Annotated in this window: 23 protein-coding genes; 14 read left to right on the top strand and 9 right to left on the bottom strand. The window is 72.8% G+C overall.

Annotated features, from left to right (window positions below):
* Positions 1 to 94 precede the first annotated feature (94 nt).
* Genes HYQ63_RS13085 through HYQ63_RS13095 form a run of 3 tightly spaced genes read left to right on the top strand, consistent with a single transcriptional unit; the run spans position 95 to position 2,750 of the window.
* Entirely contained in the window at positions 95 to 1,339 is a 1,245-nt protein-coding gene (locus tag HYQ63_RS13085; RefSeq protein WP_179933980.1) for a cytochrome P450, read from the top strand.
* A 23-nt stretch (positions 1,340 to 1,362) separates the two neighbouring features.
* Positions 1,363 to 1,563 (top strand): ferredoxin, encoded by a 201-nt coding sequence (locus tag HYQ63_RS13090; protein WP_179933981.1) that lies wholly within the window; start codon positions 1,363 to 1,365, stop codon positions 1,561 to 1,563.
* Entirely contained in the window at positions 1,560 to 2,750 is a 1,191-nt protein-coding gene (locus HYQ63_RS13095; protein ID WP_179933982.1) for an NAD(P)/FAD-dependent oxidoreductase, read from the top strand. The genes HYQ63_RS13090 and HYQ63_RS13095 overlap by 4 nt, the downstream gene beginning before the upstream one ends.
* Positions 2,751 to 2,784: 34 nt before the next feature.
* On the opposite strand, the gene HYQ63_RS13100 is transcribed toward HYQ63_RS13095, so the two are convergent.
* From HYQ63_RS13100 to HYQ63_RS13110, 3 genes are all read right to left on the bottom strand, one after another.
* Entirely contained in the window at positions 2,785 to 3,123 is a 339-nt protein-coding gene (locus HYQ63_RS13100) for a P-II family nitrogen regulator (protein ID WP_009718330.1), read from the bottom strand.
* On the bottom strand, positions 3,120 to 4,427 hold the full coding sequence (locus HYQ63_RS13105) for an ammonium transporter (RefSeq protein ID WP_179933983.1): 1,308 nt from the start codon (positions 4,425 to 4,427) through the stop codon (positions 3,120 to 3,122). Before HYQ63_RS13105 ends, HYQ63_RS13100 begins: the two co-directional genes overlap by 4 nt.
* A 185-nt stretch (positions 4,428 to 4,612) precedes the next feature.
* Complete coding sequence (locus tag HYQ63_RS13110; protein WP_179933984.1) at positions 4,613 to 6,061, bottom strand: PepSY domain-containing protein; 1,449 nt, start codon at positions 6,059 to 6,061, stop codon at positions 4,613 to 4,615.
* Between the two features lie 168 nt (positions 6,062 to 6,229).
* Here HYQ63_RS13110 and HYQ63_RS13115 point away from each other — a divergent pair, with 168 nt between their 5' ends.
* The 3 genes from HYQ63_RS13115 to HYQ63_RS13125 all read left to right on the top strand — a co-directional run bounded on the left by HYQ63_RS13115 (position 6,230) and on the right by HYQ63_RS13125 (position 8,407).
* Entirely contained in the window at positions 6,230 to 6,901 is a 672-nt protein-coding gene (locus HYQ63_RS13115) for a hypothetical protein (protein ID WP_179933985.1), read from the top strand.
* A gap of 59 nt (positions 6,902 to 6,960) precedes the next feature.
* Complete coding sequence (locus HYQ63_RS13120) at positions 6,961 to 7,569, top strand: sigma-70 family RNA polymerase sigma factor (RefSeq protein ID WP_179933986.1); 609 nt, start codon at positions 6,961 to 6,963, stop codon at positions 7,567 to 7,569.
* Positions 7,570 to 7,687: 118 nt separating this feature from the next.
* The gene (locus HYQ63_RS13125) at positions 7,688 to 8,407 is read left to right on the top strand and encodes a DUF1775 domain-containing protein (protein WP_179933987.1); all 720 of its coding nucleotides are present in this window, start codon (positions 7,688 to 7,690) and stop codon (positions 8,405 to 8,407) included.
* A 4-nt stretch (positions 8,408 to 8,411) separates the two neighbouring features.
* On the opposite strand, the gene HYQ63_RS13130 is transcribed toward HYQ63_RS13125, so the two are convergent.
* The 3 genes from HYQ63_RS13130 to HYQ63_RS13140 all read right to left on the bottom strand — a co-directional run bounded on the left by HYQ63_RS13130 (position 8,412) and on the right by HYQ63_RS13140 (position 10,203).
* On the bottom strand, positions 8,412 to 8,951 hold the full coding sequence (locus HYQ63_RS13130; protein WP_179933988.1) for a GNAT family N-acetyltransferase: 540 nt from the start codon (positions 8,949 to 8,951) through the stop codon (positions 8,412 to 8,414).
* 155 nt (positions 8,952 to 9,106) lie between these two features.
* Positions 9,107 to 9,553: a hypothetical protein gene (locus tag HYQ63_RS13135; protein WP_179933989.1), complete on the bottom strand. Its 447-nt coding sequence runs from the start codon at positions 9,551 to 9,553 to the stop codon at positions 9,107 to 9,109.
* Entirely contained in the window at positions 9,550 to 10,203 is a 654-nt protein-coding gene (locus HYQ63_RS13140) for a hypothetical protein (protein WP_179933990.1), read from the bottom strand. The genes HYQ63_RS13135 and HYQ63_RS13140 overlap by 4 nt, the downstream gene beginning before the upstream one ends.
* Before the next feature lie 132 nt (positions 10,204 to 10,335).
* Between HYQ63_RS13140 and HYQ63_RS13145 the strand changes: the two genes are divergently transcribed.
* Positions 10,336 to 10,911, top strand: coding sequence for a GNAT family N-acetyltransferase (locus HYQ63_RS13145; RefSeq protein ID WP_179933991.1), 576 nt, complete (start codon positions 10,336 to 10,338; stop codon positions 10,909 to 10,911).
* A 35-nt stretch (positions 10,912 to 10,946) separates the two neighbouring features.
* Here HYQ63_RS13145 and HYQ63_RS13150 read toward each other — a convergent pair whose 3' ends face one another.
* Entirely contained in the window at positions 10,947 to 12,998 is a 2,052-nt protein-coding gene (locus tag HYQ63_RS13150) for an MFS transporter (RefSeq protein WP_179933992.1), read from the bottom strand.
* Positions 12,999 to 13,292: 294 nt separating this feature from the next.
* On the opposite strand from HYQ63_RS13150, the gene HYQ63_RS13155 reads away from it, so the two are divergent.
* Positions 13,293 to 14,477: a peptidoglycan-binding protein gene (locus tag HYQ63_RS13155; RefSeq protein ID WP_179933993.1), complete on the top strand. Its 1,185-nt coding sequence runs from the start codon at positions 13,293 to 13,295 to the stop codon at positions 14,475 to 14,477.
* Positions 14,478 to 14,651: 174 nt separating this feature from the next.
* Positions 14,652 to 15,305 (top strand): HAD-IA family hydrolase, encoded by a 654-nt coding sequence (locus tag HYQ63_RS13160; protein ID WP_179933994.1) that lies wholly within the window; start codon positions 14,652 to 14,654, stop codon positions 15,303 to 15,305.
* A 40-nt stretch (positions 15,306 to 15,345) separates the two neighbouring features.
* Here HYQ63_RS13160 and HYQ63_RS13165 read toward each other — a convergent pair whose 3' ends face one another.
* A complete protein-coding gene (locus tag HYQ63_RS13165) occupies positions 15,346 to 15,927 on the bottom strand; it encodes a TMEM165/GDT1 family protein (protein ID WP_179933995.1) in 582 nt (193 codons plus the stop codon).
* 482 nt (positions 15,928 to 16,409) lie between these two features.
* On the opposite strand from HYQ63_RS13165, the gene HYQ63_RS13170 reads away from it, so the two are divergent.
* Positions 16,410 to 17,069, top strand: a complete 660-nt coding sequence (locus HYQ63_RS13170) for an HNH endonuclease family protein (protein WP_179933996.1) — start codon at positions 16,410 to 16,412, stop codon at positions 17,067 to 17,069.
* Between the two features lie 96 nt (positions 17,070 to 17,165).
* Positions 17,166 to 18,854, top strand: coding sequence for an alkaline phosphatase D family protein (locus HYQ63_RS13175; RefSeq protein WP_179933997.1), 1,689 nt, complete (start codon positions 17,166 to 17,168; stop codon positions 18,852 to 18,854).
* Here HYQ63_RS13175 and HYQ63_RS13180 read toward each other — a convergent pair.
* A complete protein-coding gene (locus HYQ63_RS13180; protein WP_257231818.1) occupies positions 18,851 to 19,312 on the bottom strand; it encodes a septal ring lytic transglycosylase RlpA family protein in 462 nt (153 codons plus the stop codon). The genes HYQ63_RS13175 and HYQ63_RS13180 overlap by 4 nt on opposite strands.
* A gap of 165 nt (positions 19,313 to 19,477) precedes the next feature.
* Here HYQ63_RS13180 and HYQ63_RS13185 point away from each other — a divergent pair, with 165 nt between their 5' ends.
* The 3 genes from HYQ63_RS13185 (at position 19,478) to HYQ63_RS13195 (ending at position 22,956) form a co-directional block, all read left to right on the top strand.
* Positions 19,478 to 21,451, top strand: a complete 1,974-nt coding sequence (locus HYQ63_RS13185) for an FAD/NAD(P)-binding protein (protein WP_373689073.1) — start codon at positions 19,478 to 19,480, stop codon at positions 21,449 to 21,451.
* Between the two features lie 141 nt (positions 21,452 to 21,592).
* Positions 21,593 to 22,072: a DoxX family protein gene (locus HYQ63_RS13190; RefSeq protein WP_179933998.1), complete on the top strand. Its 480-nt coding sequence runs from the start codon at positions 21,593 to 21,595 to the stop codon at positions 22,070 to 22,072.
* 212 nt (positions 22,073 to 22,284) lie between these two features.
* On the top strand, positions 22,285 to 22,956 hold the full coding sequence (locus HYQ63_RS13195) for a DedA family protein (RefSeq protein ID WP_179933999.1): 672 nt from the start codon (positions 22,285 to 22,287) through the stop codon (positions 22,954 to 22,956).
* Positions 22,957 to 23,027: the final 71 nt, after the last annotated feature.

Consider the following 23,027-nt stretch of genomic DNA (forward strand, 5'->3'; position numbering starts at 1 on the left):
GTGTCAGGTCGGCGGGGTTCGCTGGTCATCACGTCCCCGGTGCACACAGGTTCACGCTCCGCTCCCGTCGGAATCCCCCACCCGAGGAGAGATCATGACCGAGACGCTGGCAGAGACCACGCCCCACTCCGACGAGCCGATCCCGGCGTACCCGATGCCGCGGGCGGCCGGATGCCCCTTCGACCCGCCCCCGGCCGCGCAGGCGCTGCACGCCGAACGGCCGGTCGCGAAGGTGCGGCTGTGGGACGGCAGCACCCCGTGGCTGGTGACGCGGTACGCCGACGGGCGCGCCCTGCTCGCCGACCCGCGCGTCAGCTCCCAGTCCACGCTGCCCGGCTTTCCGCACCCGAACGCGGGCTTCCGCGAGAACGCCGAACGGCGCCGTTCCTTCATCGCCATGGACGACCCCGAGCACGCGCGGATCCGCCGCATGGTCACCGCCCCGTTCGCCATCAAGCGGGTCGAGGCGCTGCGGCCCTCCATCCAGAAGATCACCGATGAGCTGATCGACGCGATGCTGGCCGGGCCCGCCCCGGCCGATCTGGTGAGCGCGCTCGCCCTGCCGCTGCCGTCCCTGGTGATCTGCACGCTCCTCGGGGTGCCGTACGAGGACCACGCGTTCTTCCAGGAGAAGAGCTCGCTCATGATCAACCGCCACTCGTCGGCCGAGGACATGATCGGTGCCAGCGACGCGCTGACGGACTATCTGGACGAGCTGATCGGGGTCAAACTCGCCGAGCCCGCCGACGACATGCTCTCCGAGCTGGCCACCCGGGTCAGGAGCGGTGAGCTGAACCGGCGCGAGGCCGCCAGCATGGGCGTCCTGCTGCTGATCGCCGGTCATGAGACCACCGCCAACATGATCGCCCTCGGCACGGTCGCCCTGCTGGAGAACCCCGACCAGCTCGCCGTCCTGCGGGGGACCGACGACCCGAAGGTGGTCGCCAAGGCCGTGGAGGAGCTGCTGCGTTACCTGACCATCGTGCACAACGGGCGGGGCCGGGTCGCGCTGGAAGATATCGAGGTCGGCGGCGCAACCATCCGTGCCGGGGACGGCATCATCATCTACACCGGCACCGGCAATCGGGACCCGGAGCTGTTCCCCGAGCCCGACCGGCTGGACATCGGCCGCGACGCCCGCCGCCACATGGCGTTCGGCTTCGGCGTCCACCAGTGCCTGGGCCAGCCGCTCGCCCGGGTGGAGCTCCAGGTCGTGTACGGCACGCTCTACCGCCGCATCCCCACCCTGCGGCTGGCCACCGGCGCCGACCAACTGCCGTACAAGCACGACGGCCTGGTGTACGGCGTCTATGAGCTGCCCGTCACCTGGGACGCGTGAGCGAAGGAGTCAAGGGAGTCACCATGCGAGTGGAAGTCGATGTTCCCAAGTGTGTCGCGTCCGGACAGTGCGTGATGATCGCACCCGATGTGTTCGACCAGCGGGACGAGGACGGGATGGTCGTGCTGCTGGACGAGAAGCCCGGCGCCGAACTCCACGCCGACGTGAGGGAGTCCGCGATGATCTGCCCGGCGGCGGCGATCCGGGTGGTGGAGGAAGGGTGAGACGCGTCGTCGTGGTCGGCGCCTCCGCCGCCGGGCTCGCGGCGGTGGAGACGCTGCGCCGGGAGGGGTACGACGGCACCGTCACCCTCGTCGGCGACGAACCGCACCCCCCGTACGACCGGCCGCCGCTGTCCAAGCAGATCCTCGACGGGCGGTGGGACGCCGGACGGCTGCCGCTGCGCGGCCGGGACCAGTTGGACGCGCTCGGGCTCGACCTGCGGCTCGGCGTCGCCGCGACCGGGATCGACCCGGCCGGGCGTACGGTCGCGCTCGCCGATGGGGCCGAGGTGCCGTACGACGGGCTGGTCGTCGCCACCGGCGTACGGCCGCGGCGGCTGCCCGGCGATCAGCGGGGCTGCCATGTGCTGCGCACCCTGGACGACGCGCTGGCGCTGCGCGACCGGCTGGCGGTGGGGACGCGGCTGGTGGTGGTCGGTGCCGGGTTCCTCGGCGCCGAGGCCGCCGCCGTCGCGCGCGGGCTGGGCGCGGAGGTCACGCTGCTGGAACCGGCGCCGGTGCCGTTGGCGCCCGCTGTCGGCGAGGACGTCGGCCGGGTGCTGTCGCGGGCGCACCTCGACCACGGCGTGGACCTGCGCACCGGGGTCACGGTGGCCGAGGTGACCGGCGGCGGGGTGCGGCTGGCGGACGGCGGCCTGGTCGCGGCGGACGAGGTGCTGGTCGCGGTCGGTTCCGCGCCCAACACCGAGTGGCTGGAGGGCAGCGGCCTCGCCCTGGGCAACGGGCTGGAGTGCGACGAGTTCAGCGCCGCCGCGCCCGGTGTGTATGGCGCGGGGGACGTCGCGTGCTGGCACAACCCGCTGTTCGGCACGGCGATGCGGATCGAGCACCGTACGAACGCCACCGAGCAGGGCACGGCAGCGGCCCGCAATCTGCTCGCCCCGGCGCCGGAGGCGCGGCGTCCGTTCGCGCCGGTGCCGTACTTCTGGTCGGACCAGTACGGGCTGCGGATCCAGGCGTACGGCCATCTGCACGGCCATGAGGAGGTGGCCGTGGTCGAAGGCTCCCTGGACGGGGGGCCGTTCCTGGCCGCGTACCGCCGCGGGGACCGGCTGACCGGGGTGCTGGCCGTGGGCATGCCGCCCAAGGTGCTGCGCGGCTGGCGGCAGTCGATCGCCGCCGGGGCGCGGTGGGCGGACACGGTGCCCCGTCCCACGACGGCGGTGTGACGCCCCGCGCGGGCGGGGCGGGGACGGGCGCGGGTCAGACCGCGTCCGGTCCCCGCTCCCCCGTGCGGACGCGCACGAAGTCGTCCACCGGGACGGCCCACACCTTGCCGTCGCCGATCCGCCCGGTGCGGGCGGCGTTCACGATGGCGTCCATGACGGCGTCGGCCTCGGCGTCCTCCACGACCACCTCGATGCGCGCCTTGGGCACGAAGTCGATGCGGTACTCGGCGCCGCGGTAGACCTCGGTGTGGCCGCGCTGCCGACCGAAGCCGCTGGCCTCGGTGACGGTGAGGCCCTGCACACCGATCTCCAGCAGCGCCGTCTTCACGTCGTCCAGCTTGAACGGCTTGACGATCGCCGTGATCAGCTTCATGGGGTGGGGGTCCTGTCCGGGTGATGCGGCGGGCGGTGGACGGCGTTCTGCGGCACGCCGTGGCCCAGAACCCCGTGATCATAGGCGCTCTCGGCGTGGACGGCGAGGTCGAGTCCGGACCGCTCGTCCTCCTCCGACGCCCGGAAGCCCATGGTCCGGTCGATGAGCTTCCCGATGCCGTACGTCATGACGAACGCGTACGCGCCCACCGCCAGCACCGCCACGATCTGCTTGCCCAGCTGTCCCACGCCGCCGCCGGACAGCAGCCCGGCGGGGCCGCCGGTCATCGCGGAGGTGGCGAACACGCCGATCAGCACGGTGCCGACGATCCCGGCCACCAGGTGGACGCCGACGACGTCGAGCGAATCGTCGTAGCCGAAGCGGAACTTCCAGCCCACCGCGTACGAGCAGAGCACCCCGGCCGCGAGCCCGATCAGCAGGGCCCCGGCGACGCCCACGGAACCGCACGACGGGGTGATCGCGACCAGCCCGGCGACCGCGCCGGACGCGGCGCCGAGGGTGGTGGCGTGGCCGTCGCGGACCTTCTCGACCACGAGCCAGCCCAGCAGCCCGGTGCAGCCCGCCGCCTGGGTGTTGACGAACGCGGCGGCCGCCAGGCCGTTCGCCCCCATCGCCGACCCGGCGTTGAACCCGAACCAGCCGAACCACAGCAGCCCGGCGCCGAGCAGCACCAGCGGCAGGTTGTGCGGCCGCATGGCCTCCTTCTTGAAGCCGATCCGCGGCCCGAGCAGCAGCGCCAGCGCCAGCCCGGAGGCCCCGCAGTTGACCTCCACGACGGTGCCGCCCGCGAAGTCCAGCGCCTGGAGCTTCTCCAGGATCCAGCCGCCCGGCCCGAACACCCAGTGCGCCACCGGAACGTATACGAACAGCGTCCACACCGCGACGAACGCCACCCACGCCCCGAACCGGGCCCGGTCCGCGATCGCCCCGCTGATCAGTGCGGCCGTGATGATCGCGAAGGTCAGCTGGAAGGCGGCGTGGAGCAGCGTCGGCACGCTCCCGGTCAGGTCCGTCGGCCCGATCCCGCGCATCCCCGCGTACTCGAGGCCGCCGAGCAGCCCGGCGCCGCCGAGGTCCTTGCCGAACGCGAGGCTGTAGCCGACGAGCAGCCAGATCACGGTGACGACGGCGATGGAGACGAAGCTCATCATCAGCATGTTCAGCGCGCTCTTGGCCCGCACCATGCCGCCGTAGAACAGGGCGAGCCCTGGCGTCATGAGCAGCACGAGCGCGGTGCTCGCCAGCAGCCAGGCGGTGTCGCCGGCGTCGAATCCGGTCGGCATGTCGATATGTCACCTTCCCAGTCGGCATGGCGCATCGACGGGTGCTCGATGGCCATCAGGGAAGGTTCACGTCCGGTCGTTTCCACTTGCGCACGGACGTGTTTCCTCGATGTTTCGTGTTGCGTCGGCGTTTCCCTTCGCTCACCGCGGTCCGCATGGCGAACGGGGAGCAGGCGCTATGCCCGCTAGGCGCGCTGGGCCGCTCGCCAGGCGGCGATCCGGCCCGCCGCGATGTCCACGGCCAGGAACGCGGCCAGCGGAATGCCCAGCAGCGGCAGGTAGTAGCCCACCACGGCGGCCCCGACGGCCAGCGGGGCCAGGACGTATCCCGGCACCTGCCGCCAGGCGCCGCGCGGGAGGGGGCGGCCGAAGGCGCCGGTGCGGCCGCGCTGCCACCACATGCGGTAGCCCCACACGATGAGCAGGATCAGAGAGAGGGCGAGGGCCGCGAGGGCGAGTTGGTTGACGATGCCGAAGAGGATTCCGGTGTGCAGGTCGATGCCCCACCGGCTGAGCTTGGCCAGCAGCGGATAGTCGGCGAACCGCACGGTGTCGGTGACCTCGCCGGTGGCGGGGGCGACGGCGACCGCGTCCTGCTTCTCCGGCCAGCTGCGCTGGATCTGGCTGACCGTGTACGCGGCGCTCGGGCCGGACGGCGGCACGATCTCCACCGGGTCGCCCAGGCCCTTCGCCCGGGCGGCCCGCAGCACGGTGTCGTAGCCGACGTCGGTGGTCTGGTGCCCGCCGCCCGAACCGCCCATGTCCATCCCCGGCATGGCGCCGTGACCGGCGTGTTCGCCGGTGAGCCCGGAGGCCACGGCCGGGGTGGACTGGTTGACCGCGGCGCGCAGGTCGGTGACGTTCGCCCCGGCGTACGTGGACCAGGTGAGCCCGGTGGCGGACAGGAAGAACAGCCCCGCGGCCACCCAGACACCGAGGCCGCCGTGCAGGGCCAGGGTGCGGCGGCGACCGCCGGTGGGGGCGGCGGAGTCGGCGGTGGCGCGGCGGTTACGGCGACGGCGGGCGAACCACAGCAGCAGCCCGCCACCGGTGATCACCCACAGCCAGCTGGCGGCGAGTTCGCTGTAGAGGCGGCCGCTCTGACCGAGGTGCAGATCGCGGTGGAACTCGTCGATCCAGGTGCGCAGCGGCAGCGCGCCGGTGCTGCCGTACTGCTCCAGCGCGCCGCGCACCTTCGCGGTGTACGGGTCGACGAAGACGGCGCGGGTGTGGCCCTCGGCGACCCCGTTCACGCCGGAGAGCATGACCCGGGTGGTGGCGGTGTCGTCAGGCGACGGGCGCACCGCGCTGATCGTGCCCTCCGGATGGGCCTTGCGGGCGGCGTCGATCTGCCGGGAGAGGGGCAGCTTGGTGTCACCGGCCGGGACGCGCAGCTCATGGCCGTACAGGAGCTTCTCGGCCTGGTAGGAGCCCGCGTACAGCAGTCCCGTGGTGGCCGCGATCAGCAGGAACGGGGCGACGAGGACACCGGCGTAGAAGTGCAGCCGCAGCACCAGGGGGCGCAGCACGGACCAGGCCGAGCGGGCGGGGGCGTCCCGGTCGGCCACGTCGTCGACGGCGGCGCCGGCGTCAGCGGCGTCGTCGGCCGGGGCGACGTGTTCGTCGGTGGACATGGACGGCCCTCCTGGCTCGGGGGTGGTGCGGGGCGTGCTCCTCCAGTAGTCGGGGCGAAGGAGGGTTGAGTTCCGAGGGATTCTGTGGCCTGCGTCACATGCGTGCGCGTTTTATCAACTTGGGACGAGTTCACACCGTCGACCGAGGCGGGTGACACGATGACCGGCATGACACCCGGCCCAGCTCTCCGCACCATGCGTGCCGCGATCTTCGCGGTGGTGTGCGTGGTGATGGCGGCGGTGGGCCATGCGGTGATGTCCGGCGGGTCCGTGCCGGGGTGGATGCTGGGCGCGGCGTTCCTCGCCACCGCCTCCGCGGCATGGTGGCTGACGGGGCGCCAGCGCGGGGGCGCGTCCGTGACCGGGGCGACGGTGGGGGCGCAGCTCGCGCTGCACCTGCTGTTCCACTTCTCGCAGTCCGCGCCGATGACACAGACACCCATGCGACACGGCGCGCACGGCGGCGGGGGCATGAGCGGCGGCCCCGGCATGGACGGCATGCACGGCATGAAGGGCATGGCCGGGATGGCCGACGCGCACATGACGTCGGCGGCGGACGGCATCACCCCCGGCATGCTGCTGGCCCACGCGCTGGCCGCGCTGGTGTGCGGGCTGTGGCTGTGGTGCGGCGAGGCCGCCGCGTTCCGGCTGGGCCGTACGCTCGCGGCCGCCGTCTTCGTACCGCTGCGCCTGGCCCTGCGGCTGCTGGGCGCGGACGCCCTGCCGCTGCCGGTCCGCCGTCTTCCGGCGCGGCCGGGGGCGGGGCGGGCGCTGCGCGCGGCACTGCTGCACTACGTGGTCGCCCGGAGAGGTCCCCCAGAGGGTCTCGTGCGCATCTGACCCGCCTGTCGCGACCGGTGACGGGCGGAAGCCCGTGACTTCCCGGAGGACATCAGGCGATGACCCCTGCCCTCGTACAGGATCGCGATCAGCAGATCACCGCATGGGCGCTGGCCGCCCGCGACGGCGACGCGGACGCGGTCGAGCACTTCATCCGCGCCACCCATCTCGACGTCTGGCGCTTCGTCGTCCATCTGAGCGGCGATGTGCACGGCGCCGACGACCTGGCCCAGGAGACGTATCTGCGGGCACTGGCCGGGCTGCCCCGGTTCGCCGGGCGCTCCTGCGCCCGCACCTGGCTGATGTCGATCGCCCGCCGTACGGTCGCCGACCGCTACCGCGCCGCGGCGGCCCGCCCGCGTATCGCGGATACGACCGACTGGCGCGCGGTCGCCGAACGGGCGCAGCCCGCCGGGCTGCCCGGCTTCGAGGAGGGCGTGGCGCTGCTCGAACTGCTGGCGACGCTGGACGCCCCGCGCCGCGAGGCGTTCGTCCTCACCCAGCTCCTCGGGCTCCCGTACGCCGACGCCGCCTCGGCCACGGGCTGCCCCGTGGGGACCGTGCGGTCCCGGGTGTCCCGCGCCCGCGAGCACATGACCGCGCTGTTGCGGGCGGCCGAGGAGCCCACGGCGGCGGGGCGGGGCGTTCCCGTGCCGTCCTGCGGCTGACGACTGACGGCTGACAGCTGACGGCGAGCCGCTGACAGCCGTCCAGTGACAGCTATCCGCCGACAGCTGTCCGCTGACACATTTCACTATCTGTCATCTGTTTTGAGGAGTCTGTCCAATGTCAACTGTGCGTACGATGCGCCGTCTCGGTGCCGTGAGCGCCGCCGCGATCGCCGCGACGATCGCCTTCGCGGGGCCCGCGTCCGCCCATGCGGAGGTCACGGCCTCCAACGCCCAGGCGCTGGCCAAGGACGTCGTCCTCACGTTCACGGGCGAGGCCGAGTCGGAGTCCGGCGGCTTCACGGAGGTGCGCGTGGTGCTGCCCGAGGGCATCGCGCCGGGGGACGTCACGCTGGACGAGGCGCCCAAGGGCTGGAAGATGAAGTCCACAAAGGACGGCTACGCCCTCAGCGGGCCGAAGCTGGCCGTGGGGACGAACGCCGTCCACAAGGTCAAGGTGCGGCAGCTGCCCGACGCGAAGTCGCTGGCGTTCAAGACCATCGAGACCTACAGCGACGGCAAGGTCTCGCGCTGGATCGAACTGCCCGGCGACGGCCCGGAGCCGGAGGAGCCCGCGCCGGTCCTCGAACTGAAGGCCGCGGCCGCCGGGGCCAAGCCGGCGAAGTCCCCCTCCCCGTCCCCGTCCCGGGACGCCGCGGACAAGACGTCCGACAAGGCGTCCGGCAAGAGCGGCAAGAGCGGCAAGACCGAGAAGAAGGCGGACGAGGAGGAGAGCAGCAACGCGGGCGCCGCCACCGCGATCGGCATCAGCATCGGCGTCCTGATCGTCGCGGGTGCGGGCCTGTGGGTGTTCAAGCAGCGCCGCTCGGCCGAATGACCCGTCAGCCGCTCGCCTCCGTCAGCTGCTTGTAGAAGAAGCTGCAATCCTCCAGGGAGCCGCCCGGGTCGGCGGCGTAGTCGGGGACGATGCCGTAGCGCGTCCAGCCGTCGGCCAGGTAGACGCGCTCGGCCTGGCTGCCGGTCGCGGTGTCCAGCATCAGCAGCGTGACACCCGCCGCGCGGGCGGCCGCCTCCGCGGTGGCCAGCAGCGCCCGGGCCAGGCCCCGGCCGCGGGCGGCACGGTGCACGGCCAGCTTGATGACCTCGGCACGGTGCCGTCCGTTGGGCTTGCGGGCCAGGGCCAGGCTGACGGTGCCGACGATGCCGCCCGCGCTCTCCGGGTCGCGGCACACCCAGACGAGCAGGCTGCCGTCGGCCACCGCCGGGGCCTGGGCCTGCCACCACGCGGCGGCGGCCTCGTGGTCGAAGGGGGCGAGGAATCCCATGGACGCGCCGTCGCCGACGGCGTCGGCCAGGACCTCGGCGAGGCCCTTGACGCTGTCGGGGAACGTCTCGGCGGACAGGAGGTCTATCGGGGGCATGGCGGGCTTCCTCTCCCGGGGGCCGGAACCGGCGGTGCGTCCGGCGCGACGTCGTGGCTGACCGCCGCATCATCGCAGGCCAGCCGCCCGCGCATACGAAAAGGCCGCCACCCGGAACGAGGTCCGGGCGGCGGCCCTGGGGGGAGACGGAGGGCTCAGACGCTGAGCAGCCGCTCCAGGACGTTGCGGTAGCCGCGCATGGCCAGGCGCAGCTCCTCCGTCTCCTCGGTGCCCGCGGCGCCTTCGTGCCAGGCGGCGCGGAGGGTGTGGCGGCGTTCGGCGAGGAGGTCGACCAGCCGGGCGGAGACCTCTTCGAGGAGGGCGTCCGCCTCTTTCACCGAGCCGCGCGGGGCGTCCACGAAGCTGCTGACCGCGTACCGCAGACGCTGGTTCAGCTTGTCGTGCTCGCTCGTCGGCAGGACGGGGAAGCTGGGCCCGTCCGGGGTGGCCGTCTGCTCCACACCGCCGCCGCCCATCGGTCCGCCCGGAGGCGGCACCTCGTGCTTCTCCAGGCCGTGCCGACGGTCGCCGTTGGTGTGCTCGGGGCCGGGGCTGTAGTCCGTCCCCAGGCCGAGGTTCCGCTCGGGGCCGTGGTCCGTCATCGTGCACCGGCCTTCCCGATGTGCCAGGCGTGGGTCTTCCTGCCCGCCCTACCGGTGTGCCTGTGGTGCCTGTGGTGCCCCTGGGGCCCGTCGGGCGCGTGGTGGGGCGGTTTCACCAGTTCCTCGAAGAAGGGCCGGGCGTGCACCACGGCCTCGCGCAGCTCCTCGGTGTCGGCCCGGCCCTCACGGGCGCGGGCGGCCGCGACGTGGATCTGCCGGTAGCCCTGGACACAGTCCGCGTGGTGCACGGACAGGGCCGCGACCTGCTCCTCGTAGCGGTCGGACGGATAGCCGCGGTCCCGCGCGAGGCGGGCGAGCAGCTGGTCCGCCCCGGCCACCGCGCGCTCCGGGGACTCGATGAACTGCTCCTGGGTGCCCACCCATTCGGCCAGATAGCGCTCGCGCAGCTCTCCTGAGAGGGGTTCGGTCTTGAGGTCCCGATACCGCCGCAGCCGTTCGCCGAGTTCGCGCTCCGCCGCCTTGGTGTCGCCCGCGTGCTCGGCGACGTTCAGGTCGTACTCGGGTCCGAAGTGGCGTCGCAGAGCACTCTTCCCGCCGCCCCCACGCACACGTACGACGATGCCCGCGGCGAGCACGGCCGCGACGACGACCGCAGCGACAACCACGATGATGCTCGCGCCAGTTGACATGGTCTGCATCTGCCTTCCCGCAGGTGCCCCCCTGTTCGGGGGCTCTACGACGCCGGGTAGCCCGCTCCCCCGTACTCAAACTGCGCCAAATTCCGGTGCGGTGGTTGACCGGAGGCTGCCAGGATGCCGCCCATGCCCCGTACCCCCGAGGCGCCGTACGCCGCCGGTCCGTCACCCTGGGCCGTCGCCGCGCGGCCCGTCACCGACCCGGTCGCGGTCACGCTGCTGCGCGAGTACATGACCGACGTGGCCGACCGCTACTACCGGCTGCGCGATGGGCGCGACGCGACGCCCGAGGAGATCGAGCGAGCGCTGCGAGAGATGCCCAGCGACGACCTGGCCCCGCCGGACGGGGTGCTGCTGGTGGCCCATCACGACGGCGCCCCGGCCGGGTGCGCGGGGCTGCGGCGGCGGGACGGCCACACCGGGCACGGCCGAACCGGAGAGGGCCGCACCGAGGACGGCCGCACCGCGGAGCTGAAGCGGGTGTTCCTGCGCCCCGGCAAGCGCGGGCTCGGCGGGGGCGCCGCGCTGCTCGCCGCCATCGAAACGGCCGCGCGCGAGCTGGGCGTCGTACGGATCGTGCTGGACACCCGGCGCGATCTGGTCGAGGCGCGGGCGCTGTACGCACGCCACGGCTACCGGGACGTACCGGCGTTCAGCGAGGGGCCGTACGCCGAGGTGTGGATGGCCAAGGACCTCGTGTGACGGACGCCGTACGGCTCACGGGAACGCCGTACGGCTCACGGGGGCGGCTCCCGGCGCCAGGGGCGCTCCGCGTCCGAGCCGCACATCTCCCGCGTCAGCTCGTCCACCAGCTCGACCAGATCCGTCGGCCGGTCCGGTGACCACCAGTCGCCCAGCAGCTCGGCCAGCGACGCCTCGCGCGCCCGGAAGAGGCGGTCCGCGACCTCCCGGCCCTTGGGGGTCAGGGCCAGGTCGAGCCCGTACCGCACGCCGAGCCCGCGTTCCTCGATCTGGCGCGCCGCGCCGAGGATGGCCCGCAGCGGTACGGGCGAGCGCTCGGCCAGGACGGCGGGCTCGACGGAGCCGTAGTGGCGGATGCGCAACAGCATCCAGCTGGCGGCCGGGAGCAGGTCGAGCCCGGCGCGCCCGGTGATGTCGACGTAGATCTTCCGGCGGCCCTCGCGGCAGCCCAGCAGCGACAGGGCCCGCGCGCATTCGTCGTACGAGGAGCGTTCGACGGGGTTGCTGGCCAGGATCTCGCCGCCCTCCGGCGCGGTGACGCTGGCGCGCAGCGGCTCCTCCCGCAGGAACCAGGCGAGGACGAAGGCGAGCAGCACGACCGGGACCGCGTAGAGGAACACGTCGGTGATGGAGAGGGCGTACGCGTGCACCACCCCGGCCCGGTCGCCCGGTGGCAGCCGCCCGAGGGCGCGGGGGTCGGCGGCGAGCCCGCCGGGGGTGACGCCCGGCGGCAGCGGCCGCCCGGCGAGCGCGTCGGCGATCTTGGGGGTGAGGTTGCCCGCGAAGATCGAGCCGAAGACGGAGACGCCGAAGGAGGCGCCGATGGAGCGGAAGAAGGTCGCGCCGGAGGTGGCGACGCCGAGGTCCTGGTAGCTCACCGAGTTCTGCACGATCAGCACCAGCACCTGGATGACCAGTCCGAGCCCGCAGCCGAAGACGAAGAAGTAGAGGCTGGTCTCGACGACCCCGCTGGTCTCGCGCAGCTGGTGCAGGAGCAGCAGCCCGATGCCGGTCACGGCGGTGCCCAGGATCGGGAAGACCTTGTAGCGGCCGGTGCGGCTGACCAGTTCGCCGGAGACGGTGGAGCACAGCAGCATGCCGAGGACCATCGGCAGCATGTGGACGCCGGAGAGGGTCGGCGAGACGCCCTGGACGACCTGGAGGAAGGTCGGCAGGTAGATCAGGCTGCCGAACATCGCGAAGCCGACGACGAAGCCGATGACGGCGCAGAGCGTGAAGGTGCGGCTGTGGAAGAGCTTCAGCGGCAGCACCGGTTCGGCGGCCCGCCGCTCCACGTGGACGAAGGCGACCAGCAGGACGGCACCGAGCGCGCCGAGCCCGAGGATCTGCCAGGACCCCCAGCCGAAGCTGACGCCGCCGAGCGAGGCCATCAGCACCAGGGCGGCGGCCACCCCGGCGATGAGGCCGGTGCCGAGGTAGTCGATGGTGTGGCGGGTGCGGCCGACCGGGATGTGCAGCACGGAGGCGATGACGAGGAGCGCGACGACGCCGACGGGCAGGTTGATGTAGAACACCCAGCGCCAGCTGAGATGGTCGACGAAGAGCCCGCCGAGCAGCGGCCCCAGCACGCTGGTGCAGCTGAAGACGGCGCCGAAGAGCCCCTGGTAGCGGCCGCGTTCACGGGGCGGGACGATATCGCCGACGATGGCCATCGACAGCACGATCAGCCCGCCGCCGCCCAGCCCCTGCACCCCGCGGAAGGCGATCAGCTGCCCCATGCTCTGGGCGAGCCCGCACAGCGCCGAGCCGGCCAGGAAGATGACGATCGCGGCCTGGAAGAGCTTCTTGCGCCCGTACTGGTCGCCGAGCTTGCCCCACAGCGGGGTGGCGGCGGTGGAGGCGAGCAGATACGCGGTCACCACCCAGGACAGGTGGTCGAGACCGCCGAAGTCGCTGACGATGGTCGGCAGCGCGGTGGAGACGATGGTCTGGTCGAGCGCCGCGAGCAGCATGCCGAGCAGCAGGGCGCCGATGGCCACCAGGACCGTGCGCTTCGGCCGCCCCTCCTCGGGGCCCGGAACCACGGGGTCCGGGACCGGAGCCGGGCGGCCGGCGTCCTGCGCCATGACGACTCCTCGGACTCCTCGGCTGCTCGCCCTCCCATCCTCTCCCCAACGCGCCCTTTATGCCCTGTTACGGTCGGCCGGGCCGGTTCGTCCGTGACGCACCCGGCACCCCTCCTGACGACGAACGCATGCGCGGAAGCCGATCAGATGCGCATAATCACAGCGAATTACAGGGAGGGAAATTTCGTGACGGCAGATTCCTGCCCGCACTGCTACGCACCGTTCCGAGCGAACGGCCGACCCAGCTGTGCGTGCGCCGCACGCGCCACCACCACGGGCCCGGCGACCGGGCCCGTGACCGGCGACACCAGTGCGCAGACCACCGACGACCAGACGACCGACGCCCGGGCGGCCGCCCCACGGGCCGACGACCAGCCGCGCGCCATCCGTCCGTATCTCAGGCTCTCCGGCGAGCGCGGGAGCGGACCCCGCCCGCGCGACGTCGGGAAGTTCTTCCGTAAGTCGAAGGGCGAAGCGGAACCCGCCGCGGCGGAACCCGTCACCGCGGAATCCGGACCGCAGCACGGCCAGGAGCCCGGGCCGCGGCCCGGCGCGGCGGGGGACGCCGCCGACGAGACCCAGGTGATCGACCGCATCGCGCCCATCACCCCGGTCGACCGCATCACCCCCGGCGGTCCCGTCGACCGCACCCGGGTGATCGACCGCATCACCGCGGCGGGCCGCCGCGACAGCGCCGCCCGGACAGCCGCCGGGGGAGCCACCACGGGACCCGTCACGGGAGCCTTAACGGGTGAAGGGCACGGCGGCGGGACCGGCAGCGAGACCGTCAGCAGCGCCGATGGCGGCGGCGGCCGACGCCGCAAGAACCGCCGCAAGCCCGTCGCCACGGCGGTCGCGGGGGCCGCCGCGGTGGTCGTGGCCGGAACGCTGGCGTTCACCACCGGCCTGCTGGGCGGCAGCAAGGACGGCAACGGCAAGCGCAGCGACAGCGCGCTCGGCGATACGCAGACCAGCGTCCCGGACGAGCCGCCGACCGAGGACGAGGGCGCCACCCCGTCCCGCCGCTCCACGCCGAGCAAGAAGCCCAGCGCCTCGCAGTCCCCCGCGAAGCCGCCGAGCGCGAGCCGGAACCAGGACCGCGCGACGCCCCCGGCGCCCCGGACGCCCACGGCGCCGCCCACGACCCGTCCGACCTCCCCAGCGGAGCCGGACAGGCCCAGCACTCCGGACAAGCCGCGGCAGCCGACCAAGCCGCCGTCCACCGAACCCTCGAAGACCCCCGAGCCCACCGGCCCGCCGGTGCTGCGCGAGGGCGACAGCGGGGCCGAGGTCACCGAGCTACAGAAGCGGCTGACCCAGCTGCTGCTGTTCATCGGCACCGCGGACGGCGAGTACGACGACGCGGTGAAGGACGCCGTCGCGGCGTACCAGGACCGGTACGACATCAAGGGGGACCCGGAGGGGGTCTACGGCGAGAACACCCGCCTCGACCTGGAATCCCGCACCGACGAGCCGTAGAAATCGGGGGCCGTGTCGAAAGACGCCCCCCGCCCCTGGCGTACGGGCGGACCGCTTTGTATCGTGGAGGAACAAAGTGGTTCCGCCCGTTTTCCCTGACCGGCGGGCGGAGCCACTTGTGTCTCTTTGGCCTGCCCGCGCCCTGTCCGCCTCCCGCCGTGCCCTGGAGTCCCCATGCCGCTCACCGCCCGCGCCCTGCTGCTCGACATGGACGGCACGCTGGTGAACTCGGACGCCGTGGTCGAGCGCTACTGGCGGATCTGGGCCACCGACCAGGGACTGGATCCCGACGCCGTGCTCCGGGTGGTCCACGGCCGCCAGGCACACGCCACCATGGCGGCGCTGCTGCCGGACCGGCCCGTGGAACAGAACCTGGCCGACAACCGGTGGATGCTCGAACGGGAGACCACCGACCTGGACGGCGTCGTGCCGATCACCGGCGCGCCCGCCTTCATGGCCGCGCTCGACGGCCTGCCGCACGCCCTCGTCACCTCCGCCGACGACGGCCTGGCCCGGGCCAGGATGGGGGCGGCCGGACTGCCGCTGCCCGCCGTCCTGGTGACGGCGGAGCGGGTCGGGGCGAGCAAGCCGGACCCGGAGGGCTTCCTGAAGGGCGCCGCCGAACTGGGCTTCGCGCCGCACGACTGCGTGGTCTTCGAGGACTCGGAGGTCGGCATCGCGGCGGGCCGGGCGGCCGGGATGCGCGTGGTCGGCGTCGGACCGCGCGCCGCGGCCCACGCACCGGACGCCCACGTACGGGATCTGGCGCAGGTGCGGGTCGAGGCGCTGCCCGGCGAGGACGGCCTGCGGCTGCACCTCGCGGACTGAGCGCCCCGACACCCCGACGCGCCGCAAGGCGCTCAGCGGCTCACGCCGCCACCGCCTCGTACAGGCTGAAGCCGCCCAGCGCCAGCATCACCAGCGCCGCGACCTTCGTGATCAGCCGCAGCGGTACGTGCTTCATCAGGGTGCGGCCGCCCAGGATGCCCAGCCCCGCGACCGCCCACAGGGCCAGCACCGCGCCCACGCCGACCGACAGCGGATCGTCGTAGCGGGCGGCGAGGTTCGCGGTCATGATCTGGGTGAGATCACCGAACTCGGCGACCAGGATCAGCGTGAAGCCCGCCCCGGCGACCTTCCAGAAGGACTGGTCGGCGGGCTTGCTGATCTCCTCCTCGTCCTCGTCCTTCTTCATCAGCAGCATCGCCGCGCCGCCGAGGAAGAGCACGCCGACGACCGTCTGGAGCAGCCGCTGCGGCAGCAGGCCGAGCACACTGCCCGCCGCGATGGCGATCCCGACATGAAGGGCGAAGGCGGCGGCGACGCCCGCGAAGACGTACGAGGCGCGGTAGCGGGTGCCGAGCATCAGCCCGGCCAGGGCGGTCTTGTCGGGCAGCTCGGCGAGGAAGACGACGCCGAAGACCACGGCGGCGACGGTGAAGCTGAACACGGGCTGGATACCTCATAGGGTCGGGCCGCACCGAGGGGCCCGGGGAATGGGGTCGCTTCGGCACGGCAGCGTCGAACACTGCGGCCGAAGGTCTCGCTGGCGTACGCGACCCGCCTGATGCGGCAGTCGCCTCGTACGCTCCGGGCGCCGGCCCGCACCTCGAGGGGCGGGCAGTATGTCGACGGTCCGGCGAGGAGCTACTCCCCTTCTGCTGCCGACCAGCTTACGGGACGCCTCCCGCGCGGCCGCCCGGGGGGCACCACCAGCGGCGATGGGGGTGACGCGGCGGGGCACGCGGCCCCGGCGGGGCGGGCGACGGCGGCTCCGGAGCGCATCCCGGGCCCCGTCTCCTTTCTGAAGCCCCTTGCGTTGACATGACCGCGTCGCCACTCTGTTACCTGGCGCCTGCCCCACGTCCACCCGGCGCCACCACGATGGCCGCGTTGCCGTGGCCAACGACCCCCCACTCCTAGGGAGTTCGCATGTCGCACATGCACGACCGTCGGCGCGTCTACGCGCGTCGCGCCGCCGTCTTCGGCGGGTTCGCCGGGCTGCTGGGCACGCTGATGCTCAGCGGACCGTCCGCCGAGGCGGCCCCGCCCACCCCGCCGAGCGCCGCCACCGCCCGCACCCAGCTGGCCGCGCTGACGGTCAAGGCCGAGGGGTCGTCCGACGGTTACAGCCGGGACAAGTTCCCCCACTGGATCACCCAGAACGGCTCCTGCAACACCCGCGAGGAGGTCCTCAAGCGCGACGGCACCAACGTCCAGACCAACTCCAGCTGCGCGGCCACCAGCGGCACCTGGAAGTCCGCGTACGACGGCGAGAGCTGGACCGCCGCCTCCGACGTGGACATCGACCACGTCATCGCGCTCTCCGAGGCGTGGAAGTCCGGCGCCAGCAGCTGGACCACCGCCCAGCGCCAGGCCCTCGCCAACGACCTTGCCCACTCGCAGCTGATAGCCGTGACGGACAACGTCAACCAGGCCAAGGGCGACAAGGACCCGGCCGAGTGGCTGCCGCCGCTGGAGTCGTACCACTGCATGTACGCGCGCATGTGGGTCTCGGTGAAGCACACCTACAAGCTCAACGTCGACTCGGCGGAGAAGTCCGCGCTGAGCGGCATCCTGAACAGCTGCTGATCAGCTGACCACCCAGCGGAACCGTAACGCCGCCTCCGACGTTCCGTACCGTACGACGCGTACGGTACGGAACGCTGAGCGACGGAGGAGGGCCGGATGGCCGGGCTGCGCCTGGGACCACTGCTGCGGCACGTGGACTGGGAGACGGGGACGGACGCGACCGTCTGGGTGGAGGCCGACCGGCCCTGCGACGCCGAGGTGCGCTGCGCCGACGGCGCGGGCGGCACGGCCCGCACCTGGCAGATCGCCGGACATCACTACGCGCTGATCCCGGTCACCGGGCTGCGGCCGGGCGCCGAGACGGCGTACCGGGTGCTGCTGGACGGGGAGCAGGTGTGGCCGCTGCCGGACTCCCGCTTCCCGGATTCCACGATCCGGACGCCCGACGTGATCCGCAGCACGCCCGACGTGTCCGCCACCGGGTCCGGTGGCCAGGGGCCCGTGCGGGTCGCCTTCGGCTCCTGCCGGTGGGCCGCGCCGCCGTCCGACGCCTCGCACGACCCGGTGGGACCCGACGCCCTGGACACCCTCGCGCACACCCTCGCCACCTCGCCCGAGGCCCCGCGCCCCGATGTGCTCGTCCTGCTGGGCGACCAGGTGTACGCGGACGAGACCTCCGCCGAGACCCGCCGCTGGATCGCCGAACGCCGCGATCTGTCGGAGCCGCCGGGCGACCAGGTCGCGGACTACGAGGAATACACGCGGCTGTACTACGAGTCCTGGCTCGACCCCGAGGTGCGGTGGCTGCTGTCCACCGTGCCCAGCTGCATGATCTTCGACGACCACGACGTCATAGACGACTGGAACACCAGCGAGGCGTGGCTGAACCGGATGCGCACCACGCCGTGGTGGCGCGAGCGCATCCTGAGCGGCCTGATGTCGTACTGGGTGCACCAGCACCTGGGCAACCTCTCCCCCGCCGAACTCGCCGCCGACGGCCTGTACGCGGCGGTGCGGGACAGCGAGGACGGTACGGAGGCGCTGCGGGCCTTCGCCGCCCGGGCCGACGCCGACCCCGCGTACACCCGGTGGAGCTACCGCCGCGACTTCGGCCCGGTGCGGCTGCTGATGGTCGACACGCGCGGCGCCCGGGTGCTGGGCGAGGGCGCGCGGGAGATGGTGGAGCCCAAGGAGCTGGCCTGGGTGCGGCAGCAGGCCCTGGACGGGGCCGGGACGTACGACCACCTCCTCATCGGCACCTCCCTGCCCTGGCTGCTGCCGCACTTCGTGCACGACGTGGAGGCGTGGAACGCCTCGGTGTGCGGCGGCCGGCGCGGGGCGCGCTGGGCGCGGATCGGCGAGGATCTGCGGCAGCGCGGCGACTTGGAGCACTGGGCCGCCTTCCCCGAGTCCTTCGACGCCCTGACCGATCTGATCGCCGAGGTCGGCGAGGGGGCCGACGCGCCCGCCACGATCAGTGTGCTGTCGGGCGACGTCCACCACGCGTACATCGCCGAACCGGACTGGTCCCGCTGGCCGCGCCGCCCGGTCAGCGAGGTCCGCCAGCTGACCTGCTCCCCCGTGCACAACAGCATCCACGCCTCGATCCGCCTCGGCTTCCGCTTCGGCTGGAGCCGGGCGGGCCGTGCGCTGGGCCGCTTCTTCACCCGCCACGGACGCGTCCCGGCGCCCCGGCTGAGCTGGCGCAAGACGGGCGGCCCCTGGTTCGGCAACCAGCTGATGACGCTGACGCTCCGGGGCGGATCCGCGCAGCTGCGCCTCGACCAGGCCGTCCAGGCCCCGGAACCCCACCTGGTCACGCCGCTGCGGACGTCCTGGCCCTAGGGACGCCTCACACCCCGGAGGACCTTTTCCCGGACGGTGATGTGACCGACGTCCGGGTCGAGGACCCCGCCGAGGCGGGCGAAGGCCCGGTCGGTCAGGTCGAGGCACTTGGGCGCCGCCCGCGTCCAGGCGAAGGCGCCGCGGTCGGTGATGCGCACGGTCAGGGACCTGCCGTTCGCGACGTTGGTGACCCTCACCCGGGTCCCGAACGGCACCTGGGGCCTGCGGCTCAGCGAGGTCGCCGCGGTGTTCCTGGAGTTGTCGAAGACCTGGCCGCTCGCCGTGCGGGCACCGGCGCGCATCGGCCCGTAGTGCGTGGCCCAGCACTCCTTGCCCGCGGGCGGGATGTCACGCGCCGGAGCGAACCCCAGCGCGGCGGACAGCGTGGCGGACAGCGCCGCGGTCCCGGCGGCACCAGCCGCCACCCGGACGAGCGGAGCGCGCTTCCCCCTCACCACGACGACACCACCATGACGACGTCCCTTCCCCCGAGGAGGGGCGGATCCCCCACAGGACAGGCGGCACGCACCCGATCGGCCGTGCGCGGGTGCCGTCGGAGTGATACGGAACACAACGGAGGGGGACGTTCCGGCCCGCGGGTGGAAACCCGCCGGGCGAACGGCATGATGGGCGAAATCCTGCGTCACATCTGCCCCGGGAGAAACACCTTGGCCGGAGACCCCCACGCCATAGCCATCGTCGGGGCCGGTCCCCGCGGCACCAGCGTGCTGGAGCGCCTCTGTGCCTCCGCGCCGGAGCTGATACCGGAAACCGGGCTGACCGTGCACATCGTGGACCCGTCCCCGCCGGGCGCCGGGCGGGTGTGGCGGACGGCACAGCCGGGCGAGTTGCTGATGAACACCGTCGCCTCGCAGGTGACCCTGTTCACCGATGACAGCGTCGAATGCGACGGACCGATACGCACCGGGCCGAGCCTGTACGAATGGGCCACCACCGGCGACGGTGCCCCCGCCCCTTCCCTCGGCCCGGACGACTATCCGAGCCGCGCCCTCTACGGCCACTACCTGGAGTGGGTGTTCGCCGAGGTCGTCCGCACCGCGCCCGGCACCGTCACCGTCCGCCCGCACCCGGCCCGCGCCGTCGGGCTGGAGGAGACACCGGACGGCACCCAGACCCTGGCCCTCGACGACGGCACGCGCCTCGGTGGACTGCGCGCCGTCGTTCTGGCCCAGGGCCATCTGCCCCGGACCCCCGACGAGACGGAGGAGCGGCTCGGCGCCCACGCGGCCCGACACGGGCTGCGCTACTACCCGCCCGCCAACCCCGCCGATGTCGACTTGTCGTCCATAGAGCCCGGTGAGCCCGTGCTGCTCCGCGGCCTGGGCCTCAACTTCTTCGACCACATGGCGCTGCTCACCGAGGGCCGCGGCGGTTCGTACGCCGCCGCGACGGACGGCGCCCCGGGCGGACTGGTCTACCGCCCCTCGGGCCGCGAGCCACGGCTGTACGCGGGTTCGCGCCGCGGCATCCCGTACCACGCCCGCGGCGACAACGCGAAGGGCGCGCACGGCCGTCACACCCCGCTGCTGCTGACCCCGGACGTCCTCGAAACCTTCCGCAAGCGGGCGGACTCCGGCGATCCGCCGGACTTCCGCGCGGAGGTGTGGCCGCTGGTGGCCAAGGAGGCCGAAACCGTCTACTACGAAGCCCTGCTGTCCCGCCAAGACCCGGGCGCCCCACCACACTTCCGGCGTCACTTTTTGGCCACTTCCCACGGCTCCCCCGAAGAGGCCGCCGTTCTACTGGCGTTCGGTATTCCGGCAACCGGGCGCTGGTGCTGGGAATCGATCTCCCAGCCCCACCGCGAACAAAACTTCACCACGCGTGACGCCTTCCGGCGGTGGCTGCTGACGTACGCGCGCGCGGACGCGGCCCACGCCCGGCTCGGCAATGTGGCCGGTCCGGTCAAGGCCGCGCTCGACGTCCTGCGCGACCTCCGCAACGAGGTGCGGCTGATCGTCGACCACGGCGGGCTCTCCGGGGTCTCGCGCCGGGCCCATCTCGACCGCTGGTACACCCCGCTGAACGCGTTCCTGTCGATCGGCCCGCCGCGCCGCCGGATCGAGGAGATGGCCGCACTGATCGACGCGGGGGTGCTCGACATCCTGGGTCCAGGTCTGGACGTCACGGCCAAAACACCTGATGGGTCGTCAGGTCAACCGGGCTTCGCCGCCCGCTCGACCCTCGTTCCCGGCCCCCCGGTGATCGCCCGGACGCTGATCGAGGCACGGCTTCCGGAGCCGGATCTGCGCCGCACAGCCGACGCGCTGCTGAGCGGACTGCTGCGCTCCGGGCAGTGCCGGCCACACCGGGTGGAGGGCTACGAGACGGGCGGACTGGACGTCACCCCGGCCCCGTTCCGGATCGTGGACGCGCAGGGGCGGCCGCATCCGCGCCGGTTCGCGGTCGGGGTGCCGACGGAGGGCGTCCACTGGGTGACCGCGGCGGGGGCGCGCCCCGGCGTGAACTCCGTCACCCTGTGCGACACGGACGCGGTGGCGCGGGCGGTGCTGCGCCTCGCGGCGACGCCCGAGCCGCACCGGAAAACCGCGCCGATGTGCGCCGCCGGGCTCTGAGGAGCGACCCCGGGTACAGCCCCGAAGGCCCTTCCCGGGCCCCCACATTGGCAGTTCTTGAACTTGCAACAAAAGGTGAGGGAAACCTAACCTGTCGGTCCCGTTGTTTCTCCGTCCCCAGGAACAAGGAGCAATCCCCTCATGTCTCCCGACACCTCCCCCCGCTCACTCGACGGCCTGCTGGAAACCGGCAGACCGTACGTTCTCTCCCTCTTCCGGATCGTCGTCGGCCTGCTCTTCTTCTGCCACGGCGCCTCGTCGCTGCTCGGCTGGATGGGCGGCGTGATGGGCACCGGCAAGACCGTCGAGGCGGGCACCTGGCCCGGCTGGTACGCCGCGGTCATCCAGCTCGTCGGCGGCGCCCTGGTGATGCTCGGCCTCGGCACCCGCATCGCCGCGTTCATCTGCTCGGGCTCGATGGCCTACGCGTACTTCCACGAGCACCAGCCGGAGAAGCTGTGGCCGCTCCAGAACGGCGGCGAGGCCTCGGCCATGTTCTGCTGGGCGTTCTTCCTCATCGTCTTCACCGGCCCGGGCCCCTGGGCGCTGGACCGGATCTTCGGCTCGTCCCGCGCGTCCGCGACGGCGGCCGAACCGCGGCGCCAGCCGAGCGCGGTCTGACCGGCGAGACACAAAAGTCCGAACCGTGAACGTGCGGTGAATCGCGCCATGCGGGGCCACGTGTCCCGCATGGCGTGATTCGAACAGCATCGTCACCCCTTACCGGTATCCTCAACGGTCACAGGCGTACGCTGTATGGCTGTACAGGCCGCTCCCGCCCGCCCCGCGCGGACGAGACGCGGCGGCGGGGGAACGGGATCGGGAGAAGAACGTTGTTGGAACATTTGGGGTCGCTGACCAACACCCCATGGATCTACGCAGTCATCGCAATTTCGGTCCTACTCGACGTCTTCCTGCCCGTCCTGCCGAGCGGCTTCATCGTCATCACGGCCGCCACCGCCGCCGCGGGCACCACCGTCGACCCGGTCGGCGTGGTGCGCCAGGCCGACGCGGCCGACTTCCCCGCGATGTTCGCGCTGCTGCTGTGCGCCGCGACCGCCTCCGTCCTCGGCGACATGGTCGCCTACCGGCTGGCCTGGCGCGGCAGCGACCGGCTCGACCGGGCCATCGCCCGATCCCGCCGACTCACCTCCGCCCAGGAGAAGTTGGGCACCGCGCTGGTGCGCGGCGGCGGACCGCTCGTCGTCATAGCCCGCTTCGCCCCCGCCGGACGGTCCGTCGTCAGCCTGAGCGCGGGCGCCGCACACCGTCGGGTGACGGAGTTCCTGCCCTGGTCGGTGGTGGCCGGTCTGGCCTGGGCCGCGTACGGCGTGGCGCTCGGCTACGTCGGCGGCCAGTGGCTCGGCGCCAGCTGGCTGGGCACGGCGGTGTCGGTCCTAGCGCTGTTCGCCGCGGGTGCGGGCGCGGCCTATGTGATGAAGCGCCCGGCCGAGGACGAGCCCGGACAGCTCGCGGCCCCCGTGGCCACGGTCCCGGCGCCCTAGGGTCAGCGGCCGATTACGGATCATCCTGCGATTGCGGTTACGGTCCTCCCCATGCGACTCATGCGTCCCAT

This window comes from Streptomyces sp. Rer75 (assembly GCF_013414305.1).
Lineage (GTDB): Bacteria > Actinomycetota > Actinomycetes > Streptomycetales > Streptomycetaceae > Streptomyces > Streptomyces himastatinicus.

Coding starts and splice junctions, on each gene's coding strand:
- HYQ63_RS13110 (WP_179933984.1), bottom strand. CDS start 6,061: ATGTCCACCGACGAACACGTCGCCCCGGCCGACGACGCCGCTGACGCC.
- HYQ63_RS13120 (WP_179933986.1), top strand. CDS start 6,961: ATGACCCCTGCCCTCGTACAGGATCGCGATCAGCAGATCACCGCATGG.
- HYQ63_RS13185 (WP_373689073.1), top strand. CDS start 19,478: ATGATGGGCGAAATCCTGCGTCACATCTGCCCCGGGAGAAACACCTTG.
- HYQ63_RS13125 (WP_179933987.1), top strand. CDS start 7,688: ATGTCAACTGTGCGTACGATGCGCCGTCTCGGTGCCGTGAGCGCCGCC.
- HYQ63_RS13115 (WP_179933985.1), top strand. CDS start 6,230: ATGACACCCGGCCCAGCTCTCCGCACCATGCGTGCCGCGATCTTCGCG.
- HYQ63_RS13170 (WP_179933996.1), top strand. CDS start 16,410: ATGTCGCACATGCACGACCGTCGGCGCGTCTACGCGCGTCGCGCCGCC.
- HYQ63_RS13085 (WP_179933980.1), top strand. CDS start 95: ATGACCGAGACGCTGGCAGAGACCACGCCCCACTCCGACGAGCCGATC.
- HYQ63_RS13190 (WP_179933998.1), top strand. CDS start 21,593: ATGTCTCCCGACACCTCCCCCCGCTCACTCGACGGCCTGCTGGAAACC.
- HYQ63_RS13090 (WP_179933981.1), top strand. CDS start 1,363: ATGCGAGTGGAAGTCGATGTTCCCAAGTGTGTCGCGTCCGGACAGTGC.
- HYQ63_RS13100 (WP_009718330.1), bottom strand. CDS start 3,123: ATGAAGCTGATCACGGCGATCGTCAAGCCGTTCAAGCTGGACGACGTG.
- HYQ63_RS13160 (WP_179933994.1), top strand. CDS start 14,652: ATGCCGCTCACCGCCCGCGCCCTGCTGCTCGACATGGACGGCACGCTG.
- HYQ63_RS13140 (WP_179933990.1), bottom strand. CDS start 10,203: ATGTCAACTGGCGCGAGCATCATCGTGGTTGTCGCTGCGGTCGTCGTC.
- HYQ63_RS13150 (WP_179933992.1), bottom strand. CDS start 12,998: ATGGCGCAGGACGCCGGCCGCCCGGCTCCGGTCCCGGACCCCGTGGTT.
- HYQ63_RS13135 (WP_179933989.1), bottom strand. CDS start 9,553: ATGACGGACCACGGCCCCGAGCGGAACCTCGGCCTGGGGACGGACTAC.
- HYQ63_RS13145 (WP_179933991.1), top strand. CDS start 10,336: ATGCCCCGTACCCCCGAGGCGCCGTACGCCGCCGGTCCGTCACCCTGG.
- HYQ63_RS13175 (WP_179933997.1), top strand. CDS start 17,166: ATGGCCGGGCTGCGCCTGGGACCACTGCTGCGGCACGTGGACTGGGAG.
- HYQ63_RS13105 (WP_179933983.1), bottom strand. CDS start 4,427: ATGCCGACCGGATTCGACGCCGGCGACACCGCCTGGCTGCTGGCGAGC.
- HYQ63_RS13130 (WP_179933988.1), bottom strand. CDS start 8,951: ATGCCCCCGATAGACCTCCTGTCCGCCGAGACGTTCCCCGACAGCGTC.